Source organism: Pseudomonas sp. JZ114, assembly GCF_051027705.1.
Classification (GTDB): domain Bacteria; phylum Pseudomonadota; class Gammaproteobacteria; order Pseudomonadales; family Pseudomonadaceae; genus Chryseomonas; species Chryseomonas luteola.
In genome coordinates this window covers 428,305-441,490 of record NZ_CP069256.1, presented here as the reverse complement: position 1 = coordinate 441,490, position 13,186 = coordinate 428,305, and the positions used below count along the sequence as shown (strand labels likewise).

Sequence of the window (13,186 nt, the reverse complement as noted above, 5' to 3'; positions counted from 1 at the left end):
AACTTAACCCTCCACACGCAGTAAATAGTAAGCCTTATTAATCATGCCGCGGTTTTCTGGAGTATCCAGAACTTCAACGGTATGACCGATGCGACGCAGGCCGAGACCCTTGACGCAGGCTTTGTGATTAGCCAAACGGCCATTCACGCTTTTGATCAGCGTAACTTTAACAGTTGAAGTAGCCATGATCAGAGAATCTCCTCGACGCTCTTGCCACGCTTGGCCGCGACCGACTCAGGCGACTGCATGTGCTTCAAACCCTCAAACGTTGCATAGACAACGTTTACTGGATTAGTGGAGCCATAGCACTTAGCCAGAACGTTCTGAACGCCAGCCACCTCTAGAACGGCACGCATGGCACCGCCGGCAATGATACCCGTACCTTCAGAAGCAGGCTGCATGAAAACTTTGGATGCGCCATGAGCAGACTTCACTGGGTATTGAAGTGTGTTGCCGTTCAGATCAACCTGAATCATGTTACGGCGCGCAGCTTCCATAGCCTTTTGAATAGCTGCAGGAACTTCGCGCGCCTTACCACGGCCAAAACCAACACGACCCTTACCATCACCCACCACGGTTAGTGCAGTGAAAGCGAAGATACGGCCACCTTTAACGGTTTTAGCAACACGGTTAACTTGAACGAGCTTCTCGATGTAACCTTCGTCGCGCTTTTGATCGTTGTTTGCCATGACTTAGAACTCCAGCCCGCCTTCACGAGCGGCATCGGCCAGCGCCTTAACGCGACCATGATACTTGAAGCCAGAACGATCAAACGCTACTTGAGTAACGCCAGCCGCTTTGGCACGCTCTGCTACCAGCTTGCCGACCTTTTGCGCCGCTTCGATGTTGCTGGTTGCGCCTTCGCGCAGGTCTTTGTCCAGCGTAGACGCACTGGCCAGAACCTTGCTGCCGTCGGCCGCGATGACCTGGGCATAGATGTGCTGAGAGGAACGGTAGACGCACAGGCGTACAGTTTCCAGCTCGCGCATTCTCAGGCGTGCCTTGCGAGCGCGACGCAGTCGAGTTTCTTTCTTTACGCTCATTTGCTATGCCCTACTTTTTCTTGGCTTCTTTACGGCGAACGACTTCATCGGAATAACGTACACCTTTGCCCTTATAGGGCTCTGGCGGACGGAAATCACGAATCTCTGCTGCCACCTGTCCAACGAGCTGCTTATCAATACCCTTAATCAGGATATCAGTCTGGCTCGGGGTCTCAGCAGTAATGCCTTGCGGCAATTCATAGTCGACCGGATGAGAGAAACCCAGGGAAAGCGAAAGAACCTGGCCCTTGGCCTGAGCTTTATAACCAACACCAACCAGCTGAAGCTTGCGCTCAAAGCCTTGGCTCACGCCAATGACCATATTGTTGACCAGCGCACGGGTAGTACCAGCCATGGCACGAGTCTGCTGATCACCATTACGAGCGGCGAAACGAAGCTCACCGGACTCTTGAGAGACTTCAACAGAAGGATGAACCTTAAGCTCAAGAGAGCCTTTGGAACCCTTAATAGAAAGCTGTTGACCAGCCAGGTTAATTTCAACACCGGCAGGAAGCTTAACGGGGTTTTTAGCAACGCGAGACATGCTTCTTCCCCTTAGAAAACAGTGCAGAGCACTTCGCCGCCAACACCAGCAGCACGGGCTGCACGATCAGTCATCACACCCTTGTTGGTGGACACGATCGATACACCCAAACCGCCGCGCACTTTCGGCAACTGGTCAACAGATTTGTACTGGCGAAGGCCAGGACGGCTAGAACGCTTAAGCTCTTCGATTACAGGCTTACCTTCGAAGTACTTCAGCTCGATGGACAGCAGCGGCTTAACTTCCGTGCTGACCTGAAAACCCGCGATGTAACCTTCGTCCTTAAGGACTTTAGCTACCGCCACCTTCAGCTTGGAGGAAGGCATGCTTACGACGGACTTTTCAGCCATCTGGGCATTACGGATACGAGTTAGCATATCTGCTAACGGGTCCTGCATACTCATGGGCTTGTAGCTCCTAAATGCATAAATGAGCCTATAGCTCTGAAACTGCCCAGCCGAAAACATGCCGACTCGGGCGAGCCGGATATTCTAGTAGGCATACAAAAACGAATCAAGCCCCAAAAGGGGCTTGATTCGCATACTTACTGCAAATTGCTATGAAATTACCAGCTGGCTTTAACCAGACCAGGAACATCACCACGCATTGCAGCTTCGCGCAACATAATACGCGACAGACCGAACTTACGGTATACACCGTGCGGACGACCAGTCAAACGGCAGCGATTACGCAGACGACTGGCGCTAGCGTCGCGAGGCTGCTTTTGAAGTGCAACCTGTGCAGCCCAACGATCTTCCGGAGAAGTGTTGGGATTGGCAATAGCTGCCTTTAACTCAGCGCGCTTAGCTGCAAACTTAGCAACCGTTTGCTGACGCTTCAGCTCACGGTTCTTCATGCTTTGCTTAGCCATACGTAGCTCCTATCAGTTACGGAACGGGAAGTTAAATGCACGAAGCAGTGCACGACCTTCCTCATCCGTACGAGCAGTTGTAGTCAGAGTAATATCCATACCGCGGAGCGCATCGATTTTATCGTAATCGATTTCCGGGAAGATGATTTGCTCTTTAACACCCATGCTGTAGTTACCGCGACCATCAAAGGACTTGGCATTCAGACCACGGAAGTCACGAACGCGCGGCAAAGAGATAGCCAGCAGACGATCCAGGAACTCGTACATGCGATCGCTACGCAGAGTTACCTTGACGCCAATCGGCCAACCATCACGGATCTTAAAACCAGCGATCGACTTACGCGCATAAGTTACAACCGGCTTCTGACCAGCAATTTTCTCAAGGTCAGCCAGCGCATTGTCGATAATCTTCTTATCGCCTACCGCCTCACCAACACCCATATTCAGAGTGATTTTAGTGATACGCGGAACTTCCATCACGTTAGCCAGCTGAAGCTGTTCTTTCAGCTTGGGCGCGATGTCCTTCCGATAAACTTCTTTCAATCGTGCCATGGTGATCTACCTAGCAACCTTAAGCCTGAACCGCTTTCTGGTTCGACTTAAAGATACGAATTTTTTTACCGTCCTCTACCTTGAAACCTACGCGGTCAGCCTTGTTAGTTTCAGGGTTGAAGATAGCAACGTTGGAGACATGCAGAGGAGCTTCCTTCTCAACAATGCCACCTTGCGCGCCCAGCATGGGGTTAGGCTTGGTGTGACGCTTGACAAGGTTAACACCACCAACAACCAAACGGTCATCAGCCAGAACCTTGAGCACCTTACCGCGCTTGCCCTTGTCCTTGCCTGCGATGACGATTACTTCATCGTCACGACGAATCTTTTGCATGACGGCTACTCCTTACAGCACTTCGGGGGCAAGGGAGACGATCTTCATGAACTTCTCAGAGCGAAGTTCACGCGTCACCGGCCCAAAGATACGGGTACCGATAGGCTCCTGCTTGTTGTTCAACAGAACAGCCGCGTTACCGTCGAAGCGGATGATGGAGCCGTCAGTACGGCGCACACCGTGCTTAGTACGTACCACAACAGCCGTCATCACCTGGCCCTTCTTCACCTTTCCACGAGGAATGGCTTCTTTTACGGTGACCTTGATGATGTCGCCAATACCTGCGTAGCGGCGATGCGAACCACCCAGCACCTTGATGCACATAACACGACGAGCGCCGCTGTTATCGGCCACATCGAGCATGGATTGAGTCTGAATCATGGCTCTTCACCCTTACACTTGTACGGCGCGCTCAACGACATCAACCAGCGTCCACGCCTTGGTCTTTGCCAGAGGGCGGGTTTCACGAATGGTGACCAGGTCACCAGCGCGGCACTGATTGTTTTCGTCGTGGGCGTGCAGCTTAGTGGAACGCTTGACGTATTTACCGTAGATCGGGTGCTTAACGCGACGCTCGATCAATACAGTGATGGTTTTGTCCATTTTATCACTGACCACTCGGCCGGTCAGTGTACGGACGGTCTTTTCAGCTTCAGCCATGATCACTTACCTGCTTGCTGGTTCAGCACAGTCTTGACACGAGCAATGTCGCGCTTCACTTGCGAGAGCATGTGAGACTGCCCCAATTGGCCAGTTGCCTTCTGCATACGCAGATTAAACTGGTCACGCAGCAGGCTGAGGAGCTGCTCGTTCAGCTCCTCGACGGATTTCTCACGTAATTCTTGCGCTTTCATTACATCACCGTCCGCTTAACAAAGGAGGTTTCAACGGGAAGCTTGGCAGCCGCGAGCGCAAAAGCTTCACGAGCCAGAACCTCAGAAACACCCTCGATCTCGTAGAGGACCTTGCCCGGCTGGATCTGGGCTACCCAGTACTCAACACTACCCTTACCTTTACCCATACGCACTTCAAGGGGCTTCTTGGTAACAGGCTTGTCCGGGAACACACGGATCCAGATTTTACCGCCACGCTTAACGTGACGAGTCAAGGCACGACGAGCTGCTTCGATCTGGCGAGCAGTAAGACGGCCACGGCCAACAGCTTTCAGCGCATATTCGCCAAAGCTTACTTTACTACCGCGATGAGCCAAGCCACGGTTGTGACCAGTCATCTGCTTGCGGAATTTTGTACGCTTAGGTTGCAGCATGATGCGTACTCCTTACTTAGCAGCTTTTTTACGCGGAGCAGGAGCTACAGGCTTAAGCTCTTCCTGGCGGCCACCAATGACCTCGCCCTTGAAGATCCAAACCTTCACACCGATCACACCATAAGTGGTGTGCGCTTCCGCAGTTGCGTAGTCAATATCGGCACGCAGTGTGTGCAGCGGCACACGACCTTCGCGATACCACTCGGTACGAGCAATTTCTGCCCCGCCAAGACGACCACTCACCTGAATCTTGATGCCTTTGGCACCTAGACGCATCGCACTCTGCACCGCGCGCTTCATCGCACGACGGAACATAACGCGACGCTCGAGCTGCTGAGCCACGCTTTGCGCAACCAGCGCACCGTCGAGTTCCGGCTTACGGATCTCTTCGATGTTGATGTGCACAGGCACACCCATTTGCTTGGTCAGGTCCTGACGCAGCTTTTCTACATCCTCACCTTTCTTGCCGATAACGATACCGGGACGAGCAGTGTGGATGGTAATGCGTGCAGTTTGCGCCGGACGATGAATATCGATACGGCTTACGGACGCGCTTTTTAGTTTGTCTTGGAGGTACTCACGAACCTTCAGGTCGGAGAGCAGATAATCAGCATAAGTGCGCTTATCTGCATACCAAACGGAAGTATGCTCCTTGACGATGCCCAGGCGAATGCCATTGGGATGTACTTTCTGACCCATCTGATCGACTCCGTTACTTGTCCGCAACCTTGACCGTGATATGGCAAGACCGCTTCACGATGCGATCAGCACGACCTTTGGCGCGCGGCATGATGCGCTTCAGCGAACGCCCTTCGTTGACGAAAACCGTGGAGACTTTTAGGTCATCCACGTCTGCGCCTTCGTTGTGCTCGGCATTGGCAACAGCCGACTCCAACACTTTTTTCATGATCTCGGCAGCTTTCTTACTGCTGAAAGCCAGGAGGTTGAGCGCCTCGCCCACCTTCTTCCCGCGAATCTGGTCGGCGACCAAGCGGGCTTTCTGGGCGGAGATTCGAGCGCCCGACAGCTTAGCGGCTACTTCCATCTTTCCTTACCCCTTAACGCTTGGCTTTCTTGTCAGCCGCATGACCGCGATAAGTGCGGGTAGCAGCGAACTCGCCGAGTTTATGACCAACCATGTCTTCGTTGACTAGCACCGGGACATGCTGGCGGCCGTTGTGTACAGCGATGGTCAGGCCGACCATCTGCGGAAGAATCATCGAACGACGCGACCAAGTCTTAATTGGCTTACGATCGTTCTTCTCTACCGCAACTTCGATCTTCTTCAGTAGGTGAAGATCGATAAAAGGACCTTTCTTAAGAGAACGTGGCACAGTCGTATCCTCAATTCGTTACTTGCGGCGACGGACGATCATCTTGTCAGTGCGCTTGTTCGCACGGGTCTTCGCGCCCTTGGTCGGGAAGCCCCATGGAGACACCGGATGACGGCCACCGGAGGTACGACCCTCACCACCACCATGCGGGTGATCAACAGGGTTCATCGCCACACCGCGGACGGTTGGACGAATACCACGCCAGCGCTTAGCACCTGCTTTACCCAGGGAACGCAGGCTGTGCTCGGTATTGGATACTTCACCCAACGTTGCGCGACATTCACTTAGAACCTTGCGCATCTCGCCGGAGCGTAGACGCAGCGTTACATAAGCGCCTTCACGGGCAACTAGCTGGGCGGAAGCACCAGCTGAGCGGGCGATCTGTGCGCCTTTGCCTGGCTTGAGCTCAATACCGTGAACAGTACTACCTACCGGGATATTGCGCAGAGGCAAGCTATTACCTGCTTTGATTGGAGCACCAGCACCAGAGATCAGCTGATCACCTGCTGTCACACCTTTCGGAGCGATGATGTAACGACGTTCGCCATCAGCGTACTTCAGCAGCGCGATGTGAGCAGTACGGTTTGGATCGTACTCAACGCGCTCAACAACAGCCGGGATACCATCCTTATCGCGACGGAAATCAACTAGACGATAGTGCTGCTTATGACCACCACCCTTGTGACGAGTGGTGATACGACCGTTGTTATTACGGCCACCGGACTTACCCTGCTTCTCCAGAAGAGGAGCATACGGGGCGCCCTTGTGCAGATCAGCATTGACAACCTTGACCACGAAACGGCGGCCAGCGGAGGTCGGCTTGCATTTTACGATTGCCATGATGCCCCCTTACTTACTCAGCATTGCTGGAGAAATCGAGGTCTTGGCCCGGCTGGAGAGCAATATATGCCTTCTTCCAATCGTTACGCTTGCCCAGACCACGTGCGGTACGCTTAGTCTTACCCTTTACATTCAGGGTGCTAACGCTGCGCACTTTAACGTCGAACAGCTGCTCGACCGCCTTCTTGATTTCCAGCTTGGTTGCATCAGTAGCAACCTTGAAAATAAACTGCTTTTGGTTTTCCGCTAGCACAGTTGCCTTCTCGGAGATGTGCGGACCAAGCAGTACCTTGAATACACGTTCCTGGTTCATCCCAGCAGCTCCTCGAATTTCTTCACGGCAGACACTGTGACCAAAACCTTGTCGTAAGCGATCAGGCTAACAGGGTCGGAACCCTGTACATCACGAACGTCAACGAAAGGCAGGTTGCGGGCAGCCAAGTAAAGGTTCTGATCGACGTTATCAGTCACAATCAGGACATCTTTCAGGCCAAGGCCGTCAAGCTTGTTTACCAACCCTTTAGTCTTAGGGGCATCGATAGAAAACTCGTCCACTACGACCAGACGATCCAGACGTACCAGCTCCGCCAGAATGGAGCGCAGCGCGGCGCGATACATCTTCTTGTTGAGCTTCTGCTCATGGTTCTGCGGCTTAGCAGCAAAAGTGGTACCACCGCCACGCCAGATAGGGCTACGAATAGTACCTGCACGGGCACGACCGCTACCCTTTTGACGCCAGGGCTTTTTGCCGCCGCCAGATACTTCGGAGCGAGTCTTTTGAGCGCGAGTACCCTGACGACCGCCAGCCATGTAGGCGACTACTGCCTGATGGACCAGCGTCTCGTTGAATTCGCCACCAAAGGCGCGCTCAGAGACTTCAATAGCCTGCGAGCCATTTACATTTAGTTGCATGTTCCGTTCCCCTCTTAACCGCGAGCCTTGGCTGCAGGACGAACAACCACATCACCGCCAGGCGCGCCAGGAATGGCACCCTTGACCAGAAGCAGGTTGCGCTCAGCATCAACACGGACAATTTCAAGGGACTGCACAGTTACACGCTCAGCACCCAGGTGACCGGACATCTTCTTGCCCTTGAACACTCGACCAGGAGTCTGGCACTGGCCGATAGAGCCAGGTGCGCGGTGAGAAACGGAGTTACCGTGAGTATTATCTTGGCCACGGAAGTTCCAACGCTTAATGGTACCGGCATAGCCTTTACCTTTGGACTGACCAGTCACATCGACCAGCTGTCCAGCTTGGAAAATATCAACCGTGATCTGATCACCAGCGTTGTACTCGCCTTCTTCAAGACGAAACTCCAGAACGCTACGACCAGCAGCAACGCTAGCTTTGGCAAAGTGACCTGCCTGAGCCTTGCTAACACGAGAAGCACGACGCTCACCCACTGTCACTTGAACAGCACGATAGCCATCAGTCTCTTCTACTTTCATCTGTGTTACACGGTTCGGCTCAATCTCGATGACTGTAACCGGAACGGAAACACCTTCCTCGGTGAAAACGCGGGTCATGCCGCACTTACGACCGACTACACCAATAGTCATTGTATAAACCTCTTGAGTGTACGGGGCTTTCACCCGCTATGGCCGCCCATTTCAGAGCGTTACACGACTAAAACCCCAAGGTTTTAGCCGAGGCTGATTTGTACTTCTACACCAGCAGCAAGGTCGAGCTTCATCAGCGCATCAACGGTTTTATCCGTTGGCTGGACGATATCCAGCACACGCTTGTGAGTACGAATCTCGTACTGGTCACGTGCATCCTTGTTGACGTGCGGAGAAATCAGCACTGTGTAACGTTCCTTGCGGGTAGGCAGAGGAATCGGACCACGCACCTGAGCACCAGTACGTTTCGCGGTTTCCACGATTTCCTGGGTGGACTGATCAATCAGGCGATGATCAAAAGCCTTCAACCGAATACGGATTTGTTGGTTTTGCATTTGACCTCAGACTCCAAGCTTTCCCCTCAGGCAGAATATGCCCGATAAAAGGAGGCGCAATTCTATAGAGACGCCAGAGGGGTGTCAATAATAGACAAAGCAGAAAAGGCCCCGAAGGGCCTTCTCTGGACGAACGTCGATATTATTCGACGATCTTGGCAACCACGCCGGCGCCTACGGTACGGCCGCCTTCGCGAATAGCGAAACGCAGACCTTCTTCCATGGCGATCGGAGCGATCAGGGTAACAACCATCTTGATGTTGTCGCCCGGCATTACCATTTCAACGCCTTCCGGCAGTTCGCAGTTACCAGTCACATCAGTAGTACGGAAGTAGAACTGAGGACGGTAGCCCTTGAAGAACGGAGTATGACGACCACCTTCTTCCTTGGACAGAACGTACACTTCGCACTCGAACTTGGTGTGCGGCTTGATGGTGCCCGGCTTGGCCAGAACCTGACCACGCTCAACGTCTTCACGCTTGGTACCACGCAGCAGGGCGCCAACGTTCTCACCTGCACGACCTTCGTCTAGCAGCTTACGGAACATTTCAACGCCGGTGCAGGTAGTTTTGGTCGTAGCTTTGATACCTACGATTTCAACTTCCTCACCCACCTTGACGATACCACGCTCAACACGGCCTGTTACTACAGTACCGCGACCAGAGATGGAGAATACGTCTTCGATCGGCATCAGGAACGGCTGGTCGATTGCACGAACTGGCTCAGGGATATAGGCATCCAGAGTTTCAACCAGCTTACGCACAGCAGAAACACCGATTTCGTTGTCGTCTTTGCCTTCCAGCGCCATCAGCGCGGAACCTACAACGATCGGAGTGTCGTCACCTGGGAAGTCATAGGTGTTCAGCAGATCGCGAACTTCCATTTCTACCAGCTCGAGCAGCTCAGCGTCGTCAACCATGTCAGCCTTGTTCAGGAACACGACAATGTAAGGAACGCCTACCTGACGGGACAGCAGGATGTGCTCACGAGTCTGCGGCATGGGGCCGTCAGCTGCCGAGCAAACCAGGATCGCACCGTCCATCTGCGCAGCACCGGTGATCATGTTCTTCACATAGTCAGCGTGGCCAGGGCAGTCAACGTGAGCGTAGTGGCGAGTGGCCGAATCGTACTCAACGTGGGAAGTGTTAATGGTAATACCGCGCGCTTTTTCTTCCGGAGCGTTATCGATCTGGTCGAAGTTACGGGCAGAACCACCCCAAGTTTCAGAGCAAACCTTGGTCAGTGCTGCAGTCAGCGTTGTCTTACCATGGTCGACGTGGCCGATGGTGCCGACGTTGACGTGCGGTTTGTTACGTTCAAATTTTTCTTTAGCCACGAGTATAAACCCCTACTAGAAAGCGTTTATTAAGCTTGTTTCTTGATAATAGCTTCGGCGATGTTCGATGGCGCTTCAGCGTACTTGGCGAACTCCATGGAGTAGCTAGCACGACCTTGAGACATGGAACGCACATCAGTAGCGTAGCCAAACATCTCGCCCAGCGGAACTTCAGCACGAATCACCTTACCGGATACAGTATCTTCCATACCCTGGATCAGGCCGCGACGACGGTTCAGGTCACCCATTACGTCGCCCATGTAGTCTTCAGGCGTTACCACCTCGACCTTCATGATTGGCTCAAGCAGAACAGCACCACCCTTCTGGGTCAACTGCTTAGTCGCCATCGAAGCAGCGATTTTGAACGCCATTTCGTTGGAGTCGACGTCATGATAAGAGCCGTCGAATACAGTTGCTTTCAGGCCAAGCAGCGGATAACCGGCAACGATACCGTTTTTCATCTGCTCTTCGATGCCCTTCTGAATAGCAGGGATGTATTCTTTCGGAATCACACCACCTACTACCTCACTGGTAAATTCGAGACCTTCCTGACCTTCATCAGCCGGGGCGAAACGAATCCAGCAGTGACCGAACTGACCACGACCACCGGACTGGCGAACGAACTTACCTTCGATTTCGCACTTGTTCCGGATAGTTTCACGGTAGGCTACCTGAGGCTTGCCGATGTTAGCCTCAACACCAAACTCGCGCTTCATACGATCAACCAGAATATCCAGGTGCAGCTCACCCATACCGGAAATAATGGTTTGACCAGACTCTTCGTCGGTCTTAACTCGGAAAGACGGGTCTTCCTGGGCCAGCTTGCCCAATGCAATACCCATTTTCTCCTGGTCAGCCTTGGTCTTCGGCTCAACCGCAACCGAGATTACCGGCTCAGGGAAGTCCATACGCTCAAGGATAATCGGCTTTTCTAGCGAGCAAAGAGTATCGCCCGTAGTAACATCCTTCATACCAATCAGAGCAGCAATGTCACCTGCACGAACTTCCTTGATCTCTTCACGGGTGTTCGCGTGCATCTGCACCATACGACCCACACGCTCTTTCTTACCCTTCACAGAGTTCAGAACCGAATCACCTGAATTCAGAACACCAGAATAAACGCGCGCAAAAGTCAGCGTACCTACAAACGGGTCGGTGGCAATCTTGAACGCTAGAGCAGAGAAGGGCTCTTCGTCATTAGCATGACGCTCATCTTCCTGCTCCTCGTTGTCCGGATGGACACCTTTGATCGCAGGAATTTCTGTCGGAGCCGGCAGGAAGTCAATCACGGCATCAAGAACCAGTGGAACGCCCTTGTTCTTGAAGGAGGAACCACACACAGCCGGAACGATTTCGCATGCGATAGTACGCTGACGCAGGCCAGCCTTGATCTCTTCGATCGACAGCTCACCTTCTTCCAGGTACTTGTTCATCAGCTCTTCGTTAGCTTCAGCTGCTGCTTCAACCATGTTGGAGCGCCACTCATCAGCCAAGTCCTGAAGCTCTGCAGGAATTTCTTCCTCGCGATAGGTCATGCCCTGGTCATCATCGTTCCAGAAGATCGCTTTCATCTTCAGAAGGTCAATCTGACCCTGAAAGTTATCTTCAGCACCGATAGCCAGCTGAACCGGGACAGGTGTATGACCTAGACGCTTTTTGATCTGCTCAACAACACGCAGGAAGTTGGCACCAGCGCGGTCCATCTTGTTGACATAGACAATACGCGGAACACCGTACTTGTTAGCCTGACGCCATACAGTTTCAGACTGAGGCTCAACACCCGAAGTACCGCAGAAAACAACAACAGCACCGTCCAGCACACGTAAGGAACGCTCAACTTCAATAGTGAAGTCAACGTGACCAGGGGTATCAATGATGTTTACACGGTACTTGTCATACTGCTTAGTGGAGCCGGACCAGAACGCTGTGGTAGCAGCAGAAGTAATGGTAATACCACGCTCCTGCTCCTGAACCATCCAGTCCATGGTAGCTGCGCCGTCATGAACCTCACCCATCTTATGGTTCACGCCGGTGTAGAACAGAATACGCTCCGTGGTAGTCGTTTTACCTGCGTCCACGTGGGCGCAGATACCGATATTACGGTAGCGATTAATTGAGGTAGTACGAGCCACGATAAGGTCCTCGCTTGATTAGAAGCGGTAGTGCGAGAAGGCCTTGTTGGCCTCTGCCATGCGATGCACGTCTTCGCGCTTCTTGACTGCGGCGCCCTTGCCTTCGAATGCATCCATGAGCTCTCCCGCCAGCCGCAGAGCCATGGACTTCTCACCACGCTTACGCGCAGAGTCCACAAGCCAGCGCATGGCCAGAGCGTTACGACGGGACGGACGAACTTCGACCGGCACCTGGTAGGTAGCACCGCCTACACGGCGGGACTTCACTTCGACCAGCGGAGCGATGGCGTCGAGCGCTTTTTCGAAAACTTCCAGGGGGTCGGCATTCTTGGAACGCTCTTTGACCTTGTCCAGAGCACCATAAACGATACGCTCAGCAACGGCTTTCTTGCCGCTTTCCATTACGTGGTTCATGAACTTGGCCAGGATCTGGCTTCCGTATTTTGGATCGTCAAGTATTTCGCGCTTGGCCGCTACACGACGTCTTGGCATTGATAAGCCCTCAAAACGGTCTTCAGGTTAGCTCAGGACTGTAACAAGCAGGTTACGCCTGACCTTACTCTTATCGACTCGAACAAAAAGAATAGATTACTTCGGACGCTTCGCGCCGTACTTAGAACGACCCTGCTTACGGTCTTTAACACCAGAGGTGTCCAGAGAGCCGCGTACAGTGTGGTAGCGCACACCCGGAAGGTCCTTTACACGACCGCCACGGATCAGTACCACGCTGTGCTCTTGCAGGTTGTGACCTTCACCACCAATGTAGGAAGTCACTTCGAAGCCGTTTGTCAAACGTACACGGCATACTTTACGCAGTGCCGAGTTAGGCTTCTTAGGGGTAGTTGTATATACGCGGGTGCAAACACCACGACGTTGCGGGCAGTTTTGCAGCGCAGGCACGTCGCTCTTTTCGACGAGACGCTTGCGCGGCTTACGCACCAGCTGGTTGATAGTTGCCATCTATAGCTCCACTGAT

Annotated in this window: 24 protein-coding genes; all 24 read right to left on the bottom strand. The window is 53.1% G+C overall.

All coding sequences use genetic code 11. The features are described 5' to 3' along the window. Window positions 1-3: 3 nt before the first annotated feature. On the bottom strand, window positions 4-186 hold the full coding sequence (gene rpmD, locus JQR90_RS02165; RefSeq protein WP_010796766.1) for a 50S ribosomal protein L30: 183 nt from the start codon (window positions 184-186) through the stop codon (window positions 4-6). A 2-nt stretch (window positions 187-188) separates the two neighbouring features. Beyond that, on the bottom strand, window positions 189-689 hold the full coding sequence (rpsE, locus tag JQR90_RS02160; protein WP_010796765.1) for a 30S ribosomal protein S5: 501 nt from the start codon (window positions 687-689) through the stop codon (window positions 189-191). Window positions 690-692: 3 nt separating this feature from the next. Next, the gene (gene rplR, locus JQR90_RS02155) at window positions 693-1,043 is read right to left on the bottom strand and encodes a 50S ribosomal protein L18 (RefSeq protein ID WP_010796764.1); all 351 of its coding nucleotides are present in this window, start codon (window positions 1,041-1,043) and stop codon (window positions 693-695) included. A 10-nt stretch (window positions 1,044-1,053) separates the two neighbouring features. Beyond that, window positions 1,054-1,587 (bottom strand): 50S ribosomal protein L6, encoded by a 534-nt coding sequence (rplF, locus tag JQR90_RS02150; protein WP_010796763.1) that lies wholly within the window; start codon window positions 1,585-1,587, stop codon window positions 1,054-1,056. An 11-nt stretch (window positions 1,588-1,598) separates the two neighbouring features. Further along, window positions 1,599-1,991 carry a 30S ribosomal protein S8 gene (gene rpsH, locus JQR90_RS02145; RefSeq protein WP_010796762.1) on the bottom strand — a complete coding sequence of 131 codons (393 nt, stop codon included), beginning with the start codon at window positions 1,989-1,991 and terminating at the stop codon, window positions 1,599-1,601. Window positions 1,992-2,152: 161 nt separating this feature from the next. Continuing rightward, window positions 2,153-2,458 carry a 30S ribosomal protein S14 gene (gene rpsN / locus JQR90_RS02140; RefSeq protein WP_010796761.1) on the bottom strand — a complete coding sequence of 102 codons (306 nt, stop codon included), beginning with the start codon at window positions 2,456-2,458 and terminating at the stop codon, window positions 2,153-2,155. Between the two features lie 12 nt (window positions 2,459-2,470). Then, window positions 2,471-3,010 carry a 50S ribosomal protein L5 gene (rplE, locus tag JQR90_RS02135; RefSeq protein WP_010796760.1) on the bottom strand — a complete coding sequence of 180 codons (540 nt, stop codon included), beginning with the start codon at window positions 3,008-3,010 and terminating at the stop codon, window positions 2,471-2,473. Between the two features lie 19 nt (window positions 3,011-3,029). Beyond that, complete coding sequence (rplX, locus tag JQR90_RS02130) at window positions 3,030-3,344, bottom strand: 50S ribosomal protein L24 (protein WP_010796759.1); 315 nt, start codon at window positions 3,342-3,344, stop codon at window positions 3,030-3,032. Window positions 3,345-3,356: 12 nt separating this feature from the next. Then, a complete protein-coding gene (rplN, locus tag JQR90_RS02125; RefSeq protein ID WP_007161241.1) occupies window positions 3,357-3,725 on the bottom strand; it encodes a 50S ribosomal protein L14 in 369 nt (122 codons plus the stop codon). Window positions 3,726-3,737: 12 nt separating this feature from the next. Then, on the bottom strand, window positions 3,738-4,004 hold the full coding sequence (rpsQ, locus tag JQR90_RS02120; protein ID WP_010796758.1) for a 30S ribosomal protein S17: 267 nt from the start codon (window positions 4,002-4,004) through the stop codon (window positions 3,738-3,740). 2 nt (window positions 4,005-4,006) lie between these two features. Next, a complete protein-coding gene (gene rpmC, locus JQR90_RS02115) occupies window positions 4,007-4,198 on the bottom strand; it encodes a 50S ribosomal protein L29 (protein ID WP_010796757.1) in 192 nt (63 codons plus the stop codon). Next, on the bottom strand, window positions 4,198-4,611 hold the full coding sequence (gene rplP / locus JQR90_RS02110) for a 50S ribosomal protein L16 (protein WP_010796756.1): 414 nt from the start codon (window positions 4,609-4,611) through the stop codon (window positions 4,198-4,200). Before rplP ends, rpmC begins: the two co-directional genes overlap by 1 nt. A gap of 12 nt (window positions 4,612-4,623) precedes the next feature. Further along, window positions 4,624-5,310 carry a 30S ribosomal protein S3 gene (gene rpsC / locus JQR90_RS02105; protein ID WP_010796755.1) on the bottom strand — a complete coding sequence of 229 codons (687 nt, stop codon included), beginning with the start codon at window positions 5,308-5,310 and terminating at the stop codon, window positions 4,624-4,626. A 13-nt stretch (window positions 5,311-5,323) separates the two neighbouring features. After that, on the bottom strand, window positions 5,324-5,656 hold the full coding sequence (rplV, locus tag JQR90_RS02100) for a 50S ribosomal protein L22 (protein WP_003103908.1): 333 nt from the start codon (window positions 5,654-5,656) through the stop codon (window positions 5,324-5,326). A gap of 13 nt (window positions 5,657-5,669) precedes the next feature. Then, window positions 5,670-5,945: a 30S ribosomal protein S19 gene (gene rpsS / locus JQR90_RS02095; protein WP_010796754.1), complete on the bottom strand. Its 276-nt coding sequence runs from the start codon at window positions 5,943-5,945 to the stop codon at window positions 5,670-5,672. An 18-nt stretch (window positions 5,946-5,963) separates the two neighbouring features. Then, the gene (rplB, locus tag JQR90_RS02090; RefSeq protein WP_010796753.1) at window positions 5,964-6,785 is read right to left on the bottom strand and encodes a 50S ribosomal protein L2; all 822 of its coding nucleotides are present in this window, start codon (window positions 6,783-6,785) and stop codon (window positions 5,964-5,966) included. Window positions 6,786-6,798: 13 nt separating this feature from the next. Then, on the bottom strand, window positions 6,799-7,098 hold the full coding sequence (gene rplW / locus JQR90_RS02085) for a 50S ribosomal protein L23 (protein WP_010796752.1): 300 nt from the start codon (window positions 7,096-7,098) through the stop codon (window positions 6,799-6,801). After that, window positions 7,095-7,697, bottom strand: coding sequence for a 50S ribosomal protein L4 (rplD, locus tag JQR90_RS02080; protein WP_010796751.1), 603 nt, complete (start codon window positions 7,695-7,697; stop codon window positions 7,095-7,097). The genes rplW and rplD overlap by 4 nt, the downstream gene beginning before the upstream one ends. 14 nt (window positions 7,698-7,711) lie before the next feature. Next, complete coding sequence (gene rplC / locus JQR90_RS02075; RefSeq protein WP_010796750.1) at window positions 7,712-8,347, bottom strand: 50S ribosomal protein L3; 636 nt, start codon at window positions 8,345-8,347, stop codon at window positions 7,712-7,714. Between the two features lie 83 nt (window positions 8,348-8,430). Then, window positions 8,431-8,742, bottom strand: a complete 312-nt coding sequence (rpsJ, locus tag JQR90_RS02070) for a 30S ribosomal protein S10 (RefSeq protein ID WP_003243886.1) — start codon at window positions 8,740-8,742, stop codon at window positions 8,431-8,433. Between the two features lie 142 nt (window positions 8,743-8,884). Beyond that, window positions 8,885-10,078, bottom strand: coding sequence for an elongation factor Tu (gene tuf, locus JQR90_RS02065; RefSeq protein WP_010796738.1), 1,194 nt, complete (start codon window positions 10,076-10,078; stop codon window positions 8,885-8,887). Between the two features lie 29 nt (window positions 10,079-10,107). After that, window positions 10,108-12,210, bottom strand: coding sequence for an elongation factor G (gene fusA / locus JQR90_RS02060; RefSeq protein ID WP_010796749.1), 2,103 nt, complete (start codon window positions 12,208-12,210; stop codon window positions 10,108-10,110). A gap of 18 nt (window positions 12,211-12,228) precedes the next feature. After that, on the bottom strand, window positions 12,229-12,702 hold the full coding sequence (rpsG, locus tag JQR90_RS02055; protein ID WP_010796748.1) for a 30S ribosomal protein S7: 474 nt from the start codon (window positions 12,700-12,702) through the stop codon (window positions 12,229-12,231). Between the two features lie 96 nt (window positions 12,703-12,798). Then, entirely contained in the window at window positions 12,799-13,170 is a 372-nt protein-coding gene (rpsL, locus tag JQR90_RS02050; RefSeq protein WP_010796747.1) for a 30S ribosomal protein S12, read from the bottom strand. Window positions 13,171-13,186 lie beyond the last annotated feature (16 nt).

Coding starts and splice junctions, on each gene's coding strand:
- rplC (WP_010796750.1), bottom strand. CDS start 8,347: ATGACTATTGGTGTAGTCGGTCGTAAGTGCGGCATGACCCGCGTTTTC.
- rplF (WP_010796763.1), bottom strand. CDS start 1,587: ATGTCTCGCGTTGCTAAAAACCCCGTTAAGCTTCCTGCCGGTGTTGAA.
- rpsJ (WP_003243886.1), bottom strand. CDS start 8,742: ATGCAAAACCAACAAATCCGTATTCGGTTGAAGGCTTTTGATCATCGC.
- rplP (WP_010796756.1), bottom strand. CDS start 4,611: ATGCTGCAACCTAAGCGTACAAAATTCCGCAAGCAGATGACTGGTCAC.
- rplN (WP_007161241.1), bottom strand. CDS start 3,725: ATGATTCAGACTCAATCCATGCTCGATGTGGCCGATAACAGCGGCGCT.
- rplD (WP_010796751.1), bottom strand. CDS start 7,697: ATGCAACTAAATGTAAATGGCTCGCAGGCTATTGAAGTCTCTGAGCGC.
- rpsQ (WP_010796758.1), bottom strand. CDS start 4,004: ATGGCTGAAGCTGAAAAGACCGTCCGTACACTGACCGGCCGAGTGGTC.
- rplB (WP_010796753.1), bottom strand. CDS start 6,785: ATGGCAATCGTAAAATGCAAGCCGACCTCCGCTGGCCGCCGTTTCGTG.
- rpsE (WP_010796765.1), bottom strand. CDS start 689: ATGGCAAACAACGATCAAAAGCGCGACGAAGGTTACATCGAGAAGCTC.
- rpsN (WP_010796761.1), bottom strand. CDS start 2,458: ATGGCTAAGCAAAGCATGAAGAACCGTGAGCTGAAGCGTCAGCAAACG.
- rpsL (WP_010796747.1), bottom strand. CDS start 13,170: ATGGCAACTATCAACCAGCTGGTGCGTAAGCCGCGCAAGCGTCTCGTC.
- rpsC (WP_010796755.1), bottom strand. CDS start 5,310: ATGGGTCAGAAAGTACATCCCAATGGCATTCGCCTGGGCATCGTCAAG.
- rplX (WP_010796759.1), bottom strand. CDS start 3,344: ATGCAAAAGATTCGTCGTGACGATGAAGTAATCGTCATCGCAGGCAAG.
- rpsH (WP_010796762.1), bottom strand. CDS start 1,991: ATGAGTATGCAGGACCCGTTAGCAGATATGCTAACTCGTATCCGTAAT.
- rpmC (WP_010796757.1), bottom strand. CDS start 4,198: ATGAAAGCGCAAGAATTACGTGAGAAATCCGTCGAGGAGCTGAACGAG.
- rplE (WP_010796760.1), bottom strand. CDS start 3,010: ATGGCACGATTGAAAGAAGTTTATCGGAAGGACATCGCGCCCAAGCTG.
- rplV (WP_003103908.1), bottom strand. CDS start 5,656: ATGGAAGTAGCCGCTAAGCTGTCGGGCGCTCGAATCTCCGCCCAGAAA.
- rplR (WP_010796764.1), bottom strand. CDS start 1,043: ATGAGCGTAAAGAAAGAAACTCGACTGCGTCGCGCTCGCAAGGCACGC.
- rpsG (WP_010796748.1), bottom strand. CDS start 12,702: ATGCCAAGACGTCGTGTAGCGGCCAAGCGCGAAATACTTGACGATCCA.
- rpmD (WP_010796766.1), bottom strand. CDS start 186: ATGGCTACTTCAACTGTTAAAGTTACGCTGATCAAAAGCGTGAATGGC.
- rplW (WP_010796752.1), bottom strand. CDS start 7,098: ATGAACCAGGAACGTGTATTCAAGGTACTGCTTGGTCCGCACATCTCC.